This window comes from Sphaerisporangium sp. NPDC005289, assembly GCF_040607455.1.
Taxonomy (GTDB): domain Bacteria; phylum Actinomycetota; class Actinomycetes; order Streptosporangiales; family Streptosporangiaceae; genus Sphaerisporangium; species Sphaerisporangium rhizosphaerae.
Genome location: NZ_JBEXGS010000011.1, coordinates 70,260 through 86,707, shown reverse-complemented (window position 1 = coordinate 86,707; position 16,448 = coordinate 70,260). Strand labels below are relative to the sequence as shown.

The window sequence follows — 16,448 nt, the reverse complement described above, 5'->3', positions numbered from 1 at the left end:
TCAGACGGGCTCGCGCCCCATGGACACGTGCGGCCGGGCGTCAGGGCGGCAGGGCTCGACGACGACGAGGTCACCGCGCAGTTTCGCCATCGCGCGGGACACCGTGCTCTTCACCGTGCCGATGCTGATGCCGAGAACTCTGGCGATCTCCGGCTCGGTCATGTCCTCGTAGTACCGCAGCACGATCGCCGTGCGCTGCCGGACCGGGAGCCGGTTGATCGCCTCTTCCAGCAGTTCGTGGATCTCCCCGGGCGTCGGCCCGTCCCTGGACGGCGTCTCCGGCAGTTCCTCCGAGGGGTACTCCTCCAGCCTCCTGCGCCGCCACCAGGAGATGTTGATGTTGACCATCGCCCGGCGGACGTACCCGTCCAGCGAGGCCCGGTCGTTGATCCGCTCCCACGCCAGGTAGGTCTTGGTCAGGGCCGCCTGGAGGAGGTCCTCGGCGTCCGCGGGCTGGCCGGTGAGCTGGTAGGCCATGCGCAACAGTGCCGGACCGCGGGCAGCCACGTACTCGCGGAACTCCTCGTCTTTACCGCTCATGCGATCACCGGTGCCGTGACGAAGGCCATGATGAAACGATCTCGACGTCAGAATCGCAGCCGGACGCCCTGATACGGCTGATCCGTCATCCAGGTTTCGTCCCGGCGACGGCAAAGATCACCACAGGGTCATGGCATGCTGGGGCGTCGACGAGTTCCTCCCGGAGTGGGAAATTTTCTACGCAGGTCGTCGCGGAGGAAAAATCCTCGTCCCGAAATGAGCGGCGGCGGCGACGATCTGTGTGACCCTAGGGGACGACGAGGAGACTCGCGGCGGCGACCGGGGAGGGGCCGATGGGAGTTGAGCGTCGCCATGCGCTGGCGTCGGCCGCACTCGGCAGGACCACCGTCCCCGTGAGGGCCGAGGCCGAGGAGCCCGCCCCGCTCACCGGCGTCGCGGGTCAGATCATCGACATCAGCCCCCACCTGGTGATTCTGGAGAACCCGGACGGCGTGGAGGAGCGGCTCGTCATCGCGCCTTGGGCGACCGCCTGGCACGGCAGCCCCGTGAACCCCGTGGACCTGCCCGCAGGCACCCGCGTGATGATCCGCGCCCGCCAGTCCGGCCGGGTGGCCGAGCGCCTGTGGGGCGACATCACCCGCGTCACCGGCATCGTCCTCACCCTGGGCAAGGACGGCAGGGACCTGACGATCGAGCTCGACGGCGGCCCGCACCGGGGCCGGCGGGTGATCGTCGTCCCCTACGCCGCGTCGGGACGCATCCGGGTGCGCCATCCCCAGCTCGAACCGGGATACCTGTTCGACGCGATCGGCACGCGGCGCGACGGGGTGACCCACGCGCGGCTGCCGGCGACCTCGCAGCCCACCTACCGCGCCGCCTCCGTGCCGGCGCCCCCGCACGCCTACCGGGCGGTCCAGTCGAAGATCTCCGGGGCGGCCGCCTGGTCGGACGCCTTCGACGACGGCGAGGCCGGGGTGGCGTACCCGATGCTGGAACGTGCCGATTCCGAGTGCGAGGACGCGGGCGTGTCCTGCACCGGCCTTCCCTACCTCGCGCTCGGCTCCATGCTGTACGTCGGGAACGTGTGCGAGAGCCGCTCGTCGGTGCTGCCGATCGTCGCCTGCGGATGCATGGCCGGGCGGTTCTGCGACCGGTGCGTGGAGTGCGGCACCTCGCCGCGGGGCCGCATCGCCGAGCTGTCGCCACTGTCGTACGTCGAGCTCGGGGGGGAGCTCACCAACGGATGCTTCAACGCCCGGGTCGGATTGGGGTGACCGTGGACACCGTGACAATCGCCGCCGCCGCGCTCGCGCTGCTCGCGCTGCTCCTGGTGCTCGGCGGCGCGGCGAAGCTCGCGACCGCCGGGAGCGACGCCGATCCGGGCGGGCTGTCCCGCCTCGGCCCCGGTGTGCTGGTGCCCGAGCGGTGGCGCGGGCAGTTCATGATCTTCTGTGCCGCCGTTGAGATCCTGCTGGCCGCGGGGCTGATCTTCACCCGCCATCCTCTGCCCCGCTGGGGGACGGTCACCTTCTTCTCGGTGTCCACCTATGTCCTGTGGGAGCTGCGCCGACGGCGCCCGGACGTAGGCTGCGGCTGTTTCGGCGAGGCGAGCGGCTCCCCGGTGGGGCTGCGCTCGATCGGCCGCGCCGCCGTCCTTGCCGCGATGGCGGTGCTGGTCGCGCTGGTCCCGGTGTCGGGCGCGGACCTGCTGATGCGAGCCTCCTGGAACCTGACGTCGGCGCTCGGAGCCGGCCTGGCGCTGCTGGTGGCCCTGTCGCCCGAGTGGGGCGAGGCGATCGCCCGGCTCAGGCACCGCGCGCCCTGCGAGCAGCGTGCCGTCCCGGCGGCGCGGGCCGTCGCGCGCCTGCGGGCGAGCGCCGAGTGGCGCTCGTACGCGCCGCTGCTGGTGACCGACGAGCCGTCGGACTCCTGGCGCGAGCTGTGCTGGCGCTTCTTCGTCTACCCCGGGCGCACGGCCGTCGGGGCGCGGGCCGAGGTGGTCTTCGCGGTGTACCTCAGCGGGCGCCGGCCGCCGGTGCGGGTCGCCGTCGTGGGCGCGGAGAACCCGGCCGGGGCGGACCTTCTCCGAGAATCTAGCGGTGTATCGGTCGGAGGCTAGAAAGCCCTAGACGACCGGAGACGAACCGGCGAACCGGCCGAACCGGCGGACGGCCGAACCGGCGGACGGGGGCCGCGAACCGACCTGGACGTGCCGGAGAACGGGCCGGAGGAACGCCGCCTGTTCACCAGGGGGCGGTGAGGGTGACCATGAAGGCGGCGTGGTCGGTGTGCGACATGCCGTACTTGTCGGTGCGGACGAAGGCGAACGAGGTGGACGCGATGACGTGCTGGACGTCGCCGTCGCCCTTGCGGAAGTAGCCGGCCGGCACGCAGTTCTGGGCGTTCTCCGGGTCGGACTTGTCGTACTCGAGGTTCAGGTCGCCGCCCACGACGGTGGGCAGGGCGCCGTATTGGGCGTGCGACTGCGGGATGTACTCGTTCATCAACTGCTTGCACTGCTGCAGCGCGACCGGCTCGTCGGCGGCCGACAGGTGGGTGGTGCACGCCCAGAACCCGCCGAACCGGCCGCACCCCCACGCACGTCGTTCGCTGCCGGAGTCCTGGGTGGAGTACCACCCGCCGGCGCTCGCGGTCTTGCCGTAGCGGGGGACGCTGAAGACGGCCACCCCGTACGCGCCGCGGCCGCCGGTGCACTGGATGGCGGCGGCGACGCGCTCGTCCTGCACCTGCCGGAACTCGTAGTCGCCGTTGCCCATGGCGGAACGGAGCGGGGCGACGTCGCCCTCGCAGATCTCGTTGGCGGTGAGGACGTCCGGCCTCACCCGGCCGATGAGCGACTGGGCCTCGGGTACGGCGGCGCCGCCCTCGTAGCAGCCCGCGTATCCGCTGTTGCAGAGGTTGACCTGCAGAACCTTGAACGTCGTGGCGGCCCGCGCCGCGGTGGAGCCTGCCGGCCCCACCAGCGAGCCGAGGAGGACGACGACGACGGCCGCGCGGAGGCCGCCTCTCACGCCGATCATGCGCTTCATACGGCCCATCACCCCGTGCGGTCGCGTAGCCGACTCCGGATCATCACCGCGTTCCATGGTCACGGTAAAACAGCCCTGAATGCTTGTCGATGCCCCGATGTGAGACGCACGGCGGCGCGTGGTGACCGGCCACGCCGACCGGCCACCACGCGACCGCACACCGCGAATTCAACTCTCTACGGCTCTCTAGCTTCCCCTCTAGAAAGCCGTAGAGAGGTCAATGGGGGCGCAGGGACGCTGCGCCCTGTCTCGGGGTGCGGGCGCGGCCTACAGCGGCTGCGCCCGGAGGAACCTGCCGAAGTGCGGCACGGTGAAGGCGATGAGGCCGCGCTCGGCGCTGAAGATGAGTCCTTTCTTGATGAGACTGTCACGGGCCGGCGAGAGGCTCGACGGCTTGCGCCCGAGCAGCTCGGCGACGTCGGCCGTCGGCACTGGCTCGTCGCCGACCGAGGCCATCGCGTGCATGTAGTCGCGTTCGGCGGGGGTGGCGCGCTCGTAGCGACTGCCGAAGAAGCCCACCGCGAGCTCCTCCTCGGCCTCGGGGGCGGCCACCCTGATGTCGTCGGCGGTGATGGGGCTGCGCGGGGCGAGATCCCAGGCGACCTTGCCGTAGGCCTGGACGAAGTACGGGTAGCCGTCGGCGGCCTCGTAGAGGGCGTCGAGCGCCTCGGGGGTGAACTCGACCTCCTCACGCGCGGCGGGGGCGATGAGTGCCAGGTCGGCGGCATCGCGGTCGAGCCGGTCGATGCGCGCGTAGCGGAACAGGCGCTCGGAGTAGCTCTTGCTGGCGCTGAGGACGCCCGGCAGGTGGGGCAGGCCGGCGCCGACGACGATCAGCGGCCCGCCGCTCTGCGACAGCTCGTGACAGGCGGCGCACAGGGCCGAGATGTCGGCCGGCTGGACGTCCTGCATCTCGTCGATGAACAGGGCGACCCCGACGCCGAGGTCGGTGGCGACGGAGGCGGCGTCGACGAACAGCTCGGTGAGGTCGATCTCGAGATCGCCCGAGTCGGCCCGGCCGCGGCCGGCCGGGACGTCGATGGCGGGCGACCAGTGCGAGGTGCCCTTCGCCGCGCCGGGATCGCGCATGGCGAACGCCTTGAGCACGCCGAGGAACTCCTCGATGCGCTCGGGGGCGCGGTGGCGGGGGGCCAGCTCGCGGATCGCCATGTGCAGCGCGGCGGCGACCGGACGGCGGATGGACTGCTCGGGACGGGCCTCGATCTTGCCGGTGCCCCAGAGCCGCTGCATGGCCATGGACTTGAAGGTGTTGAGCAGCACGGTCTTGCCGACGCCGCGCAGCCCGGTGAGGACCATGCTGCGCTCGGGACGGCCACGGGCCACCCGCTCGAGCACGACCTCGAACTGTTGCAGCTCACGATCACGCCCGGCGAGCTCCGGAGGGCGCTGCCCCGCACCGGGGGCGTAGGGATTGCGCACGGGGTCCACGCTCTCGGACTTTATGACCGGATATAGAGGCCGTCCTAGATTTCCGTAGAAAGCGCTACGGCGTGTCGCCGATCGACGGGAGGCGGAGGGCCGCCCGGACGCCTGCCGGACGGGGGGCGAGAGCAACGCCACCTCACACCACCCTTCGCCTGGACCCTGCCGGACCGAACCCGTGTTCGATCCGATGCCGAAGACTGTAGCGCCTCCTCGAACATGTGCGCGAGCACTTCCGGGTAAAACGCGCGGCACACCTCCGACAGGGCCTCGCTCGGCGGGTCCGGACCCCGGACATCACAATTGCGTCACGAGCGGCGTCAGGATGGCCTTACTCTGGCGTATGCGCCACACAGCCACGCACCGCCACCTGGGCCTCGCGGTCCTGGCGTGCGCATCCGCCACCCTGACCGCGTGCGGCGGCTCCGGTTCCGGCGTCGTCGCCGAGCCCGCGCCTCCGTCCGTGGCCGCGCCGCCGTCGTCCTCCCTGGAGAGCCCTACGGCCGGCCCGACGGCCAGCCCCGCGCCGCCGTCCGCCACGCCGTCGCCCTCGCCCACCGGGCCGCCGCGCTTCGCGGCGAAGGTCACGGCCGTCACGGCGGCCCAGCTCCGCCATTCCTGGCGGCCCGGCTGCCCGGTCTCCCCGAGCGGCCTGCGGAAGGTGACGATGACGTACTGGGGCTTCGACGACAAGGCCCACACCGGCGAGCTGATCGTGAACCGCTCGGTCACCGACGACGTCGTGGCGATCTTCGGGCAGCTCTACCGGTGGCGCTACCCGATCGCCCGCATGGAGCCCGTCGACGTCTACAAGGGCAGCGACTTCGACTCCATCGAGGCCGACAACACCTCGGCCTTCAACTGCCGCAGGACGACCGGGGCGAGCAGCTGGTCCAAGCACTCGTACGGCAACGCCATCGACCTCGACCCCCGGGAGAACCCATGGGTCGAGCCCGACGGCTCGGTCGCGCACGACAACGCGCGGCGGTTCGCCGACCGGCCGCTGCGCAGGCCGGGTGTCATCAACCCGGACGACCGCGTAGTGCGGCTGTTCGAGCAGCACGGCTGGGAGTGGGGCGGCTACTTCAACGGCGCCAAGGACTATCAGCACTTCAGCAAGGGCGGCGGCTGATCCCCGCCGAGGCCGCGGACCGCCACGCAGGCCGCCACTCGGGCCGTCACTCGGGCCGTCACGCGGGCCGATCTTCGCGCGAAGAACGGCAACGGTGGAGGAATCGTGACATTCGCGGCCCTCGCCGGGTTTTGCCGGATAAGATCGCTGGCCGTGACGACTCCGGTGCCCGACCCCGGACCGACGGAGTCACGCCGGGGACCGCTGCGGCCGTGGATCGCCCTCACCGCCGTTGTGTTCGCGCTGGCCACGGTGCTCGCGCTGTCCTGGCCGGCGGGCGGCCTCCAGGAGGCGAAACCGGAGATCCCGCACCGCCGACTCGGTGAGACCAGCGCGGGCCACCGTTTCGCGGTGAAGCCGTACAAGGTGGCGTACGTGACCAAGGACCCCGCGCCGGGCTTGGGCGACCCCAAGGACGGCCGCTTCCTGGCGATCGAGCTCGAGGTCGAGAACGTCAGCGACCAGACCGCGACCGTCGACGACCTGTCCGCCGTCACCTACCTGAAGATCTCCCCGGGCAGCGTGGTGCTCGACCGGTTCAAGGACAAGACGGCCGGCTTCGTCATCCGCGACGCCGGCTTCGACCGCACCCAGCTCCAGCCCGGCCTGGTCGAGCGCGTGAAGTTCGTCTACACCGTCCCGGCGGGGACACCCGACCCGACGAGCCTCACCGCCGCCTTCCGGGACGAGGACTACGGGCCGTGGTTCACCTCGGAGCTGTCCGACTGGCTTCCTGGCGGGACACTGGCGATCTACGACCTCGAGGTGTCCCGGTGAGGCGCGCGATCATCGGAGTGCTCACCGCGGCGCTGCTGCTCGCGGGCATCGTGGCGGTGCGCCGCGCCACTCCGGACGCCGACGCGAAGTACGCGCCGATCGCGTCGGTGGGCGAGATGGGCGAGCAGGTGAACACCGCCGCCTTCCAGCTCCGCGTGGACCGTGTCCAGCTCGGCCGGTCGGTGCGCCTGGAGGACGCCTACGGCCTGCTCGGGCAGCCGAAGAGCACCGCGGGCGTCTGGGTGGTCGTCTGGGCCACCGTCGCCGCCACCACCGAGGAGGTGACGGTGCAGGGCGCACGACTGCGCACGGCCGACGGCGCGGAGTACCTGGCCAGTTCGGTGTCGGGCACGCTCGACAAGACCGCCCTCGCCCCGGGCATGCCCTCCTACGGGCCCATCCTGTTCGAGGTGCCCCCCGGCAGACTGGCCGGCGCGGCCCTGGAGGTCACCGTCCACAGCGTCAAGAGCCTGGACCACCTCGGTCCCGCGGCCGCCGTCGACCTGCGGCTGTCGGGCCCGTACACCAAAGCGCTCATCGAGCAGGCGCCGGCGTCCCTGACCGTCGGGCCGGTGCGCGATCTGTGAGGCGGGACGAGCCGTGAACTGGAAACGCGACCTCTGGTATGGCCTCGGCCTGCTGGCTCTGGTCCCCGCCGCGCTCGCCGCGCAGGTGCTGCCCTGGCGGGAGCGGTACGAGACCCTCGCCGGCAAGGGCGGGCGGGAGGCGGTCGCCGCGCACGGGCAGGCGGCCCGGTTCAACGGCATCGAGTGGCGTCTGAAGAGCATCACCGAGGGCCGGCCGCAGGACCCCACGGCCCGGCCGCTGCCGCCTCGCACGAAGGTCGCGATCGTCGTCGTCGGTCTCAGACCGCTGACCGAGCAGGCGAGCAAGTGGTTCGGTGCGATGGGCGGCACCTGCAAGATCAGGGTCACCGACGCGGCGGGGCGCACGTGGGGGCCGTCGATCCGCAGCGACCTGGCGCCCAAGTCGGGGCTGTCGCCCTCGTGCTTCAACATGGACGCCGACTTCAAGCTCGCCCCCCTGCCCGTCGGTCGGGAACTGACCGTCCAGACGGTGTACGTCGTGCCCGCCGACGCGTTCAGGACCCTGCGGGTCGAGGTGCGGGTGGCCCCGGAGCCGGGAACGGTACGGCTGCTCCCGTAGGCGCGGGCGGCGCGTCAGGCCCGGCCGCGGGGACGGCCGGACGGACCACCGAGCGGGCAGCCGAACGGCGCAGCGCCAGGTCGAAGGCGACGGCGAGCAGGCAGATGCGCAGCACCTCGTGGAGCAGGTCGACCGGGAAGACGGCCGCGCCCTCCCACATCTGCCACCACAGGATCTCGTGCGCCCCGATGAGCCTGGTCACGCCGATGAAGCCCACCGCCGCGAGCGCTTCGAGCGCCACGTAGATCAGGCAGAACGTCAGGTAGAACAGCACCCCGCCGCTGAGGACGAATCGGAAGCCGTTCACCAGCGGGACGTACTTGTCGCGGATTCCTCGGGAGAAGAACTCCGCGACGGCCTGGACAGGGGTCGGCAGCCGCTGCCAGAGCCGTGAGACGTGCGGCTCGACCCGGGTGCCCTCGATGACCTTGGCCTCCTCGGTGATCGAGGAGCTGTAGACGACGGCCGCCATGGCGAGCCAGACCAGCGGCTGGACCAGGCCGTCCTTGAAGTCGGGCAGGTACGGGGCCGCGTACTCGCCGAGCTGCCGGAGCGTCTGCAGCAGGGGGACGCGTTGGAACAGGCCCGTGAAGTCCGCCCAGACGACCCGGCCGGTCAGCCAGTCGACGCCGTCGCCGGTCCAGTTGCCCAGCGAGATGATGCCGAAGTACATCCACATGCATTCGAACGTGCTGTTGGCCACGCCGAAGACGCGCCTTCCCGTAGCGCCGTAGAGGCGCTCGAACGCCACCTTGACCGCGAAGATCACGGCGGTGATGACCATGATCAGGACGTTGACGTTGAACAGGTCGTTCAACAGGCCGATGTAGCTGAGGTCGATCGTCGGGTGGAGCTCGTTCAGCAGCCGCTGGAAGGCGCTGAGGTCGTCGGTGAACAGGCCCCACGCGCTGTAGAAGATCAGGAAGGGCAGGAGGGTGTGGGCGATCGCGTCGACCAGGTCGCGTTCGCGCTCGTCGGCCGTGCGGGCCTGCACCGGCCGCGCGCCGAGCGCGCGACCGGCGATGTTCAGCATCGCGATGTAGGCCGTCAGCGTCACCAGCACGCCGAGGCTCAGCACGCCGAAGGCCAGGTAGGCCCGCCATCCCGTGGGCTCGGCGACGCGCACGGCGGCCAGCAGCACGCCTTGGTGGACGAGCCGGCCCAGGGTGTAGTAGAAGGCCAGGGGCAGGAAGAGGCGCCCCGCGAGACGGAAGGTGTCGTAGGGCAGTCGGACCGGAGAGAGTGAACCGTCCATCGCCGTTGGATGCTAGCGGTCCGAAGGCCGACGAACGGTGCGATTCGGGCATGGCGCCGTAAGGCAGGATGGAGACATGGCGGCGAAGGACGGCGACGGCTGGGCGCTGTGCGAGCGCGGCCACCGGCACTGGGGGCTGCACGGCGCCTCAGGGCTGCTGGCCGTCCACTTCGACGCCGGGGGCACGCCGCACGTCCTGATGCAGAAGCGCTCGTGGTGGAGCCATCACGGCGGCACGTGGGGGCTCCCCGGAGGCGCGCTCGACAGCCATGAGGACGCCGTCACCGGCGCCCTGCGCGAGGCGCTGGAGGAGGCCGCGCTGAGCGGCGAGAGTCTGCGCGTCCTCGGCGTCCACATCGACGACCACGGCGGCTGGGCGTTCCAGACGGTGATCGCCGAGGCGGACGCGCTGCTGCCCGCCGTCCCGGCCAACGACGAGAGCACCGACATGCGGTGGCTGCCCGCCGACGAGGTGGGCGGCGAGACGCTGCACCCGGGGTTCGCCGAGACCTGGCCGGCGATCAGGCCGTCGCTGCCGCCCTCGGTGGTGGTGCTGGACGCCGCCAACATCGTCGGCGCGCGCGCCGAGCACGGGTGGTGGCGCGACCGGGCGGGCGCCGCGCGGCGCCTGCTGGCGGACGTCGAGCGGCTCGTGGAGCACGGCCTGCGGCCTCCGGAGGGGTTCCCGGCTCCGGCGATGTGGTTCCCGCGCGTGGTCATGGTGCTGGAGGGCGCGGCCAAGGGCGTGCGGTCCGGCGGCACGGCGGGCGTGGCGGACACGGCGGGCGTGGTGGGCGTGGTGGGCGTGGTGGAGGCGCCTGCCAGTGGGGACGACGCGATCGTGGACACAGTGCGGGAGAACCGCGAGGTCAGGCCGTGGCAGCGGGTTCTGGTCGTCACCGCCGACCGCGAGCTGCGCCGGCGCGTCGCCGAGCTGGGCGCCGCGGCCGTGGGTCCGGGATGGCTGCTCGGCCAACTCCGGCGGGTGTAGCGTCGGACCGTCGAACCGCCACCCCCCACGCCTTATCCGCGCATATCCCCCCAATATCCAGAAAAATCTCCAAACCTTGATGAGCGACCGAACCGCACTCGACTGGACCGCCGAGCCCGACAGTCCGGTCCCTCCTCCGACATGGGGACGGCGCGCACCCGAGGCACACGTGCTGCCCTGGGTGTTCGCGGCGCTGGCGGGTTTCCTGCTGATCGGCAACCTGCTGCTGTCGCCGCACCTCACCGCGCCGGCCGTCACCACCTGGTCGACGATCTTCGTGACGATCTGCGTGCAGGCCATCCCGTTCCTGGTGCTGGGGGTCACGCTGTCCGCGGCAGTCACCACCTTCGTGCCGCCGTCCTTCTTCGAGCGCGCGCTACCGCGCCGGCCGTACGCCGCCGTGCCCGTCGCCGGCGCCGCCGGGCTCGTGCTGCCCGTCCGCGAGTGCGCCTCCGTCCGGGTGGCCGCCCGCCTGATGGCCCACGGCGTCGCCCCGCCGGCCGCGCTCGCCTTCCTGCCGGCCTCTCCGGCGGCCAACCCGGTCGTCCTGGTGGCGACGGCCGTGGCCTTCCCCGGCGAGCCGCTCATGGTCCTGGCCCGCTTCGGCGCCTCCCTCGTCGTCGCCGTGCTCGCCGGCTGGGCCTGGCAGCTGCTCGGCCGCCCCGGCCCGCCACGCGTCACCACCGCACCGCCCGTCCCCGAGGGCGCCACCCGGCGCGCGGCGTTCCTGGCGGCGGTGCGCCACGACTTCCTGCACGCCGGCGGCTTCCTGGTCATCGGCGGGCTCGCCGCGGCGACCCTGAACGTGGTGGTCCCCCGCTCGTGGACCACCTCCCTCGGCGAGGTCCCCTGGTTGTCGGTGCTGGTGCTCGCGCTGCTGGCGGTCGTGCTGTCGGTCTGCTCCGAGGCCGACGCCTTCGTCGCCGCCTCGCTCACGACCTTCTCCCCGACCGCCAAACTGGTCTTCCTGGTCGTGGGGCCGATGGTCGACCTGAAACTGATCGCGCTGCAGGCGGGGACGTTCGGGCGGGCGTTCGCCGCGCGCTTCGTCCCGCTGACGCTCACGCTCGCCATCGTGGTCGGCGTGCTGGTGGGACGGGTGCTGCTGTGAACCGCATGGCCCAGAACCTGGTGCTCGCCCTGGTGGGCGGCGCGCTGCTTCGCGTGTCGGCCCTGTCCACCGCCTACCTGAACTACGTCAGGCCGGGGTTCCGCGCGCCGCTCGTCGCGGCCGGCGTGATCCTGTTCGCGCTCGGCGTCTTCGGCCTGGTCCAAGAGTGGCGCAGGCCCTATCCGCCCTCGGGAGAGGCGGCCACGCGCCGCCGGTCGCACGGCCCGCGGGTGGCCTGGCTGCTGTGCCTTCCGATCGTGGCCGTCTTCCTGATCAACCCGCCCGCGCTCGGCTCGTTCGCCGCCGCACGGGACCAGACGCCCCAGCCGCGGCCGGCACCAGGGGGGTACGGCGCCCTGGCCGGGGACGCGCCCACGGCCATGCCGGTCGGGGAGTTCATCGGCCGCGCCTGGAGCGACGGAGGCCGCACGCTCGCCGGGCGCCGGGTCAAGCTCACCGGGTTCGCCGTCCCGTCCGGGAACAAGGGCCAGTGGTACCTCGCCCGCATGCGACTGCGGTGCTGCGCGGCCGACGCCTTCCCGCTGAAGGTCGCCGTGCTGGGCGTGCCCGCGCCCCGTCCGGACACCTGGGTGGAGGTGACGGGCGCCTGGGTGCCCGTCACCTACGACCGCCTCCCCAAGGGCACGGCCGCCCCCGCGTTGACGGCCACCGCACTGGCCAAGGTCGCCCGGCCGGCCGAGCCGTACGAATAGGCGCGGGGCCCGCCACTCGCGCGCGAACGCCCGGCGGGCAACGCTATCGTTGGTGTCGCACTGGAGGGTTCGCATAGTGGACGAGTGCAGCCGCCTTGAAAGCGGCCAGGTCGGCGACGGCCTCGTGGGTTCGAATCCCACACCCTCCGCCACCGGCCTCCCGTGATCCACTCAGACGCGGGCGGCCCACATGCGGCCGCCGCCTCGGAATGCGACCGCCGCCTCGGACGCGGCCCGCTCAGATATGGCCCGCTCAGATATGGCCTCCCTGCGCGCCGCCGAAGCCGTCGCCCACCGAGGCCGCCAGCAGCAGGTAGGCCTCCCGCGTGGCGGGCTGCAGCCGGTCGAGGTCGATCTCGGCGCCCTCCTCCAGGTGCGGGTCGTACGGCACCCTGATGACGGCACGGCAGCGCGCCGCGAAGTGCGCCTCCAGCCGGTCGAGATCGACGGTGGACTTCGACCTCGGCCGGACGCTGCACAACACGACCGTCGCGGCCTTGACCAGGTCGGCGTAGTGGTGCGCCTCCAGCCAGTCGAGGGTCGCCGACGCGGCCCGCGCGCCGTCCACCGACGGCGAGCTGACCAGAACGAGCTGGTCGGCCAGGCCCAGGACGCCCGACATGGCCGAGTGGAGCAGGCCGGTGCCGCAGTCGGTCAGGCAGATGGAGTAGAAGTTCTCCAGCACCTGCGCGACCGCCTGGTAGTCGGCGGCGCTGAACGCCTCCGACACCGACGGGTCGCGGTCGGAGGCGAGGATCTCCAGCCGCGAGGGCGCCTGCGAGGTGAAGGCGCGGATGTCGACATATCGCTTGATCTGCTGCCGCTCGTTGAGCAGGTCGCGCACGGTCGCCGAGGTCTCCAGCTCGACCTTGTCCGACAGCGTGCCGCGGTCGGGGTTGGCGTCGACGGCGATCACCCGGTCTCCGCGCACGGAGGCCAGCGTGGCGCCCAGCCCCACGGTCGTCGTGGTCTTGCCGACGCCGCCCTTGAGGCTGAGCACGGCCACGCGGTGGTGACCCGTGGCGACGGGGGTGCGCGCCCGCGAGACCAGCTCGCGGCGGCGGCGCACCTCGGGCGACTCGCCCGGCTTGATCAGGCCCGCGGACGCCTTGAACACGATCTTGCGCCAGCCGCGTGCGGGAGCGTTCCTGCGCCCGCGCAGCAGGGACACCGGGTCGAGGCTGTCGGCCGTCGGCCGCACGCCCGTGACGCCCTTCGCGCCCGCCGCCTTGGCGCCCGGCTGCTGCCGCGCCGGGACGCCGAACGCCGGCTGGGCGGGCTGCGGCGTCGCGGCGGTCTGCCTGCGGCGCGGCCGGTACGGCTCGCGCTCCTCCGGAGCCTGGTCGGGCACCAGCGACTCGCCGGGCGGCGCGGAAGGGGCGTGCGTGGCGGCCGACGAACCCTGGGCCGACCGGCTTGGGGAGGCGGCGGGGAAGGCGGGGGCCGGGGCCGCCGGGGCGGCGGCCGGCGGCCCGGCGGCGGGGGGCGGCACGGCCTGCCGGCCCTCCTGCGGCGCGGGCAGGCCGAGGTTCTCGGTCGGCTGCTCGTACATCGGACGCTCGACGCGGGGGACCACCACGTCGTCGGTGTCCGCGCCCGCGGCGAAGGCGTTGAAGCGCTCCTGCTCGGGGTCCGGCTCGGACGGCTCGGCGGCGGGCACCGCGGCCTCCAGCCAGCCGCGCACCGGCTGCTCCGGGGCCGTGTCGGGCTCGGGGTCCTCACGCTGCTTGGACGGCTCGGCCTTGCCGCCGCCGAGCGGGTCCTTGGAGAGCCAGTCGGCGCTCGGCGCGGAGCCGGGCTTGTCGGTGAGCGGCCCGAAGGTGAAGCTGTCGGTGTCGTCGCTCACGGCCTCGGCGCCGGCGGCGGCCGAGACACCGGCGCCGGAACCCTCAGGGGCCTCCGAGCCCGCCGAGGAGCCCGGGCGCTCGCCCAAGGCCCCGCCGGACCCGGCCGGACGCTCGCCGAACGACGCGAACGCCCCCGTGCCCGAGGACGGACGCTCGCCGAACGCGCCGGCGCCGGACGAGGAGAGCCCGCCGAAAGCGCCCGCACCCGACGACGGCGCGGGACGCTCTCCGAAGGCGCCCGTGCCCGACGAGGCCGGACGCTCACCGAACGAACCCGTATCGGAGGAGCCTGGACGCTCACCGAACGAACCCGTGTCCGAGGAGCCTGGACGCTCACCGAACGAGCCCGCGCCCGGGGAGGCGGGGCGCTCGCCGAAGGCGCCGGCGCTGGAGGAGTCCGGCGGCGGTTCGGCCTTGGTGTCGGCGCGTGACAGCGGCTCGCCGGGCGCCGTGATCGGCGCGGCGAACGCGGGCTTGCCGGGCGCCGCGGACGGCGGAGGGTCCAGCGGGCCGGTCCAGGCGCCGGTGCCCAGACCCTGGGTCGAAGGCGGGCGCACCTCGCGCGTCTCGCCCTCGGCGCGCCCGGCGCGCCCGGCGTGGCCGTCGTCGTGCTGCCCCGCGCCGTTCGCGGGGTCGCCCGCGGCGCGGAACAGCGGGGACGCGGGCGCCGGAGGCTCCGCGGGCACCATGCCCCACGGGTCCTTCGGGTACGGCGAGGCGGCGGTGTCGTCCGGGGTGACGCTCACCGCGAGGGGGGTGTCCTCGTTCTCCTTGATCGCGTCGAGCCAGGCGAGCTGCTCTTCAAGGGAATGAGGATCCTCACGATCGTGTCTTGCCACCGTGTTCCCCCTCGGGACTGGGCTAAAGGGGCAGCAAATAGAAGGAAGATTACCGCCCGCTATCACGACCAACGTGGTCAACCGCCGACTTGGCTACCCGGATAGTTTGGTCACATGCACGCGATCGCTGTTACCCGGCCCGGCGGACCAGAGGTGCTGGAGTGGCGGGAGGTCCCAGATCCCCGCCCCGCACCAGGGGAAGTGCTGATCGAGGTGGCCGCCGCGGGCCTCAACCGCGCCGACCTGCTGCAGCGCCAGGGGCACTACCCGCCGCCGCCCGGCGCGTCGGAATTCCCCGGCATGGAGTGCTCCGGAGTCGTCGCCGAGGTGGGCGAGGACGTCGAGGGGTTCCGGGTCGGCGACGAGGTGTGCGCGCTGCTCGCCGGCGGCGGGTACGCCGAGAAGGTCGCCGTCCCCTGGGAGCAGGTGCTCCCGGTGCCCGAGGGGGTCTCGCTGGTGGAGGCGGCGGCGCTCCCCGAGGTCGCCTGCACCGTGTGGTCCAACGTCTTCATGGTGGGCAGGCTGCGGCGCGGTGAGACGCTGCTGGTCCACGGCGGCGCCAGCGGCATCGGCACCTTCGCCCTCCAGCTCGCCAAGGCCTTCGGCTCCCGCGTCGTCGTCACGGCCGGCTCGGCCGACAAGATCGCGCGGTGCCTGGAGCTCGGGGCCGACGAGGCGGTCAACTATCGCGAGGAGGACTTCGCCGAGAAGGTCACGGCGGACGTCATCCTCGACATCATCGGCGCGAAGTACCTCGCCAGGAACATCTCGGCGCTCGCGACCGGCGGCCGGCTGGTGGTGATCGGGCTCCAGGGCGGCGCCAAGGGCGAGCTCGACCTCGGCAGACTGCTGGCCAAGCGCGCCTCGATCCACGCGACCGCCCTGCGCACCCGTAGCGTCGCCGAGAAGGGCGTCATCGTCCGCGGCGTCCGCGATAACGTGTGGCCCCTGGTGGGCGCCGGTTCGGTCCGGCCGATCGTCCACGCGGTCATCCCCATGGCCGACGCGGCCCATGCCCACCGCGTGCTCGAATCAGGGGAGCACATCGGAAAAGTCCTGTTGGTCAGGTGAGCTAGGTTGAATGACATGAATGCTGAGGAGAGCACCCCGCACATCGTGGTCGTGGGCCCCAACGGTCTGTCGGTCGAGGGTGACGGCGGCGAGCAGCACGAAGAGCGCTCGGTCGCCGAGCTGGTGGAGCAGCCCGCCAAGGTGATGCGCATCGGCAGCATGATCCGTCAGCTGCTGGAGGAGGTCCGCGCGGCGCCCCTGGACGAGGCGAGCCGCAAGCGCCTGAAGGACATCCACCAGAGCTCCATCAAGGAGCTGGAGGACGGCCTGGCGCCCGAGCTGGTGGACGAGCTCGAGCGGCTCACGCTGCCCTTCACCGGCAACGACAGCGCGCCGAGCGACGCCGAGCTCCGCGTGGCGCACGCCCAGCTCGTCGGCTGGCTGGAGGGTCTCTTCCACGGGATCCAGACCACCTTGTTCGCCCAGCAGATGGCCGCGCGCGCCCAGTTGGAGCAGATGCGCCGAGCCCTGCCCGGCGGCATGTCCGGCGCCGTGGCCCCGGAGGACCAGCCCCACCGCAGTTCCGGTCCCTACCTGTAAGACCTTGTAAG

General features: G+C 72.5%; 16 protein-coding genes and 1 tRNA gene. 12 read left to right on the top strand and 5 right to left on the bottom strand.

Annotated elements, in window-relative coordinates:
- Positions 1-540 (bottom strand): SigE family RNA polymerase sigma factor, encoded by a 540-nt coding sequence (locus tag ABZT47_RS20470; RefSeq protein ID WP_354844113.1) that lies wholly within the window; start codon positions 538-540, stop codon positions 1-3.
- A gap of 293 nt (positions 541-833) precedes the next feature.
- Here ABZT47_RS20470 and ABZT47_RS20465 point away from each other — a divergent pair, with 293 nt between their 5' ends.
- On the top strand, positions 834-1,775 hold the full coding sequence (locus ABZT47_RS20465) for a hypothetical protein (protein ID WP_354844110.1): 942 nt from the start codon (positions 834-836) through the stop codon (positions 1,773-1,775).
- Positions 1,776-1,777: 2 nt separating this feature from the next.
- Complete coding sequence (locus tag ABZT47_RS20460) at positions 1,778-2,620, top strand: MauE/DoxX family redox-associated membrane protein (RefSeq protein ID WP_354844107.1); 843 nt, start codon at positions 1,778-1,780, stop codon at positions 2,618-2,620.
- 124 nt (positions 2,621-2,744) lie between these two features.
- Here the strand turns inward: ABZT47_RS20460 and ABZT47_RS20455 are convergent, their stop codons facing one another.
- Together ABZT47_RS20455 and ABZT47_RS20450 are read right to left on the bottom strand one after the other, a co-directional pair.
- Positions 2,745-3,542, bottom strand: a complete 798-nt coding sequence (locus ABZT47_RS20455) for a hypothetical protein (RefSeq protein WP_354844104.1) — start codon at positions 3,540-3,542, stop codon at positions 2,745-2,747.
- A 276-nt stretch (positions 3,543-3,818) separates the two neighbouring features.
- Complete coding sequence (locus ABZT47_RS20450) at positions 3,819-5,000, bottom strand: ATP-binding protein (protein ID WP_354844101.1); 1,182 nt, start codon at positions 4,998-5,000, stop codon at positions 3,819-3,821.
- A 337-nt stretch (positions 5,001-5,337) separates the two neighbouring features.
- Between ABZT47_RS20450 and ABZT47_RS20445 the strand changes: the two genes are divergently transcribed.
- From ABZT47_RS20445 to ABZT47_RS20430, 4 genes are all read left to right on the top strand, one after another.
- Positions 5,338-6,126 (top strand): M15 family metallopeptidase, encoded by a 789-nt coding sequence (locus ABZT47_RS20445; RefSeq protein WP_354844099.1) that lies wholly within the window; start codon positions 5,338-5,340, stop codon positions 6,124-6,126.
- 153 nt (positions 6,127-6,279) lie between these two features.
- On the top strand, positions 6,280-6,903 hold the full coding sequence (locus tag ABZT47_RS20440) for a hypothetical protein (protein ID WP_354844097.1): 624 nt from the start codon (positions 6,280-6,282) through the stop codon (positions 6,901-6,903).
- Entirely contained in the window at positions 6,900-7,490 is a 591-nt protein-coding gene (locus ABZT47_RS20435) for a hypothetical protein (protein ID WP_354844094.1), read from the top strand. The genes ABZT47_RS20440 and ABZT47_RS20435 overlap by 4 nt, the downstream gene beginning before the upstream one ends.
- A 13-nt stretch (positions 7,491-7,503) precedes the next feature.
- Positions 7,504-8,070, top strand: a complete 567-nt coding sequence (locus ABZT47_RS20430; protein ID WP_354844091.1) for a hypothetical protein — start codon at positions 7,504-7,506, stop codon at positions 8,068-8,070.
- Here ABZT47_RS20430 and ABZT47_RS20425 read toward each other — a convergent pair.
- Positions 8,006-9,325: a hypothetical protein gene (locus ABZT47_RS20425; protein WP_354844088.1), complete on the bottom strand. Its 1,320-nt coding sequence runs from the start codon at positions 9,323-9,325 to the stop codon at positions 8,006-8,008. The two genes, ABZT47_RS20430 and ABZT47_RS20425, sit on opposite strands and share 65 nt — an antisense overlap.
- Positions 9,326-9,401: 76 nt before the next feature.
- On the opposite strand from ABZT47_RS20425, the gene ABZT47_RS20420 reads away from it, so the two are divergent.
- The 4 genes from ABZT47_RS20420 (at position 9,402) to ABZT47_RS20405 (ending at position 12,292) form a co-directional block, all read left to right on the top strand.
- Positions 9,402-10,316, top strand: coding sequence for an NUDIX hydrolase (locus ABZT47_RS20420; protein ID WP_354844084.1), 915 nt, complete (start codon positions 9,402-9,404; stop codon positions 10,314-10,316).
- A gap of 79 nt (positions 10,317-10,395) precedes the next feature.
- Complete coding sequence (locus ABZT47_RS20415) at positions 10,396-11,427, top strand: permease (RefSeq protein ID WP_354844081.1); 1,032 nt, start codon at positions 10,396-10,398, stop codon at positions 11,425-11,427.
- A 5-nt stretch (positions 11,428-11,432) separates the two neighbouring features.
- Positions 11,433-12,140, top strand: a complete 708-nt coding sequence (locus ABZT47_RS20410) for a TIGR03943 family protein (protein ID WP_354844618.1) — start codon at positions 11,433-11,435, stop codon at positions 12,138-12,140.
- A gap of 62 nt (positions 12,141-12,202) precedes the next feature.
- Positions 12,203-12,292: transfer RNA gene (locus tag ABZT47_RS20405), tRNA-Ser, on the top strand.
- Between the two features lie 101 nt (positions 12,293-12,393).
- Here the strand turns inward: ABZT47_RS20405 and ABZT47_RS20400 are convergent.
- Entirely contained in the window at positions 12,394-14,826 is a 2,433-nt protein-coding gene (locus tag ABZT47_RS20400; protein WP_354844079.1) for an AAA family ATPase, read from the bottom strand.
- A 114-nt stretch (positions 14,827-14,940) separates the two neighbouring features.
- Between ABZT47_RS20400 and ABZT47_RS20395 the strand changes: the two genes are divergently transcribed.
- Positions 14,941-15,897 (top strand): NAD(P)H-quinone oxidoreductase, encoded by a 957-nt coding sequence (locus tag ABZT47_RS20395; protein WP_354844077.1) that lies wholly within the window; start codon positions 14,941-14,943, stop codon positions 15,895-15,897.
- Between the two features lie 15 nt (positions 15,898-15,912).
- Positions 15,913-16,437, top strand: a complete 525-nt coding sequence (locus tag ABZT47_RS20390; RefSeq protein ID WP_354844074.1) for a bacterial proteasome activator family protein — start codon at positions 15,913-15,915, stop codon at positions 16,435-16,437.
- Positions 16,438-16,448 lie beyond the last annotated feature (11 nt).

Bases quoted from the DNA above. Each gene is read 5' to 3' on its own strand.
- ABZT47_RS20470 (WP_354844113.1), bottom strand. From the start codon at position 540: ATGAGCGGTAAAGACGAGGAGTTCCGCGAGTACGTGGCTGCCCGCGGT.
- ABZT47_RS20465 (WP_354844110.1), top strand. From the start codon at position 834: ATGGGAGTTGAGCGTCGCCATGCGCTGGCGTCGGCCGCACTCGGCAGG.
- ABZT47_RS20455 (WP_354844104.1), bottom strand. From the start codon at position 3,542: ATGATCGGCGTGAGAGGCGGCCTCCGCGCGGCCGTCGTCGTCGTCCTC.
- ABZT47_RS20445 (WP_354844099.1), top strand. From the start codon at position 5,338: ATGCGCCACACAGCCACGCACCGCCACCTGGGCCTCGCGGTCCTGGCG.
- ABZT47_RS20425 (WP_354844088.1), bottom strand. From the start codon at position 9,325: ATGGACGGTTCACTCTCTCCGGTCCGACTGCCCTACGACACCTTCCGT.
- ABZT47_RS20420 (WP_354844084.1), top strand. From the start codon at position 9,402: ATGGCGGCGAAGGACGGCGACGGCTGGGCGCTGTGCGAGCGCGGCCAC.
- ABZT47_RS20415 (WP_354844081.1), top strand. From the start codon at position 10,396: ATGAGCGACCGAACCGCACTCGACTGGACCGCCGAGCCCGACAGTCCG.
- ABZT47_RS20410 (WP_354844618.1), top strand. From the start codon at position 11,433: ATGGCCCAGAACCTGGTGCTCGCCCTGGTGGGCGGCGCGCTGCTTCGC.
- ABZT47_RS20395 (WP_354844077.1), top strand. From the start codon at position 14,941: ATGCACGCGATCGCTGTTACCCGGCCCGGCGGACCAGAGGTGCTGGAG.
- ABZT47_RS20390 (WP_354844074.1), top strand. From the start codon at position 15,913: ATGAATGCTGAGGAGAGCACCCCGCACATCGTGGTCGTGGGCCCCAAC.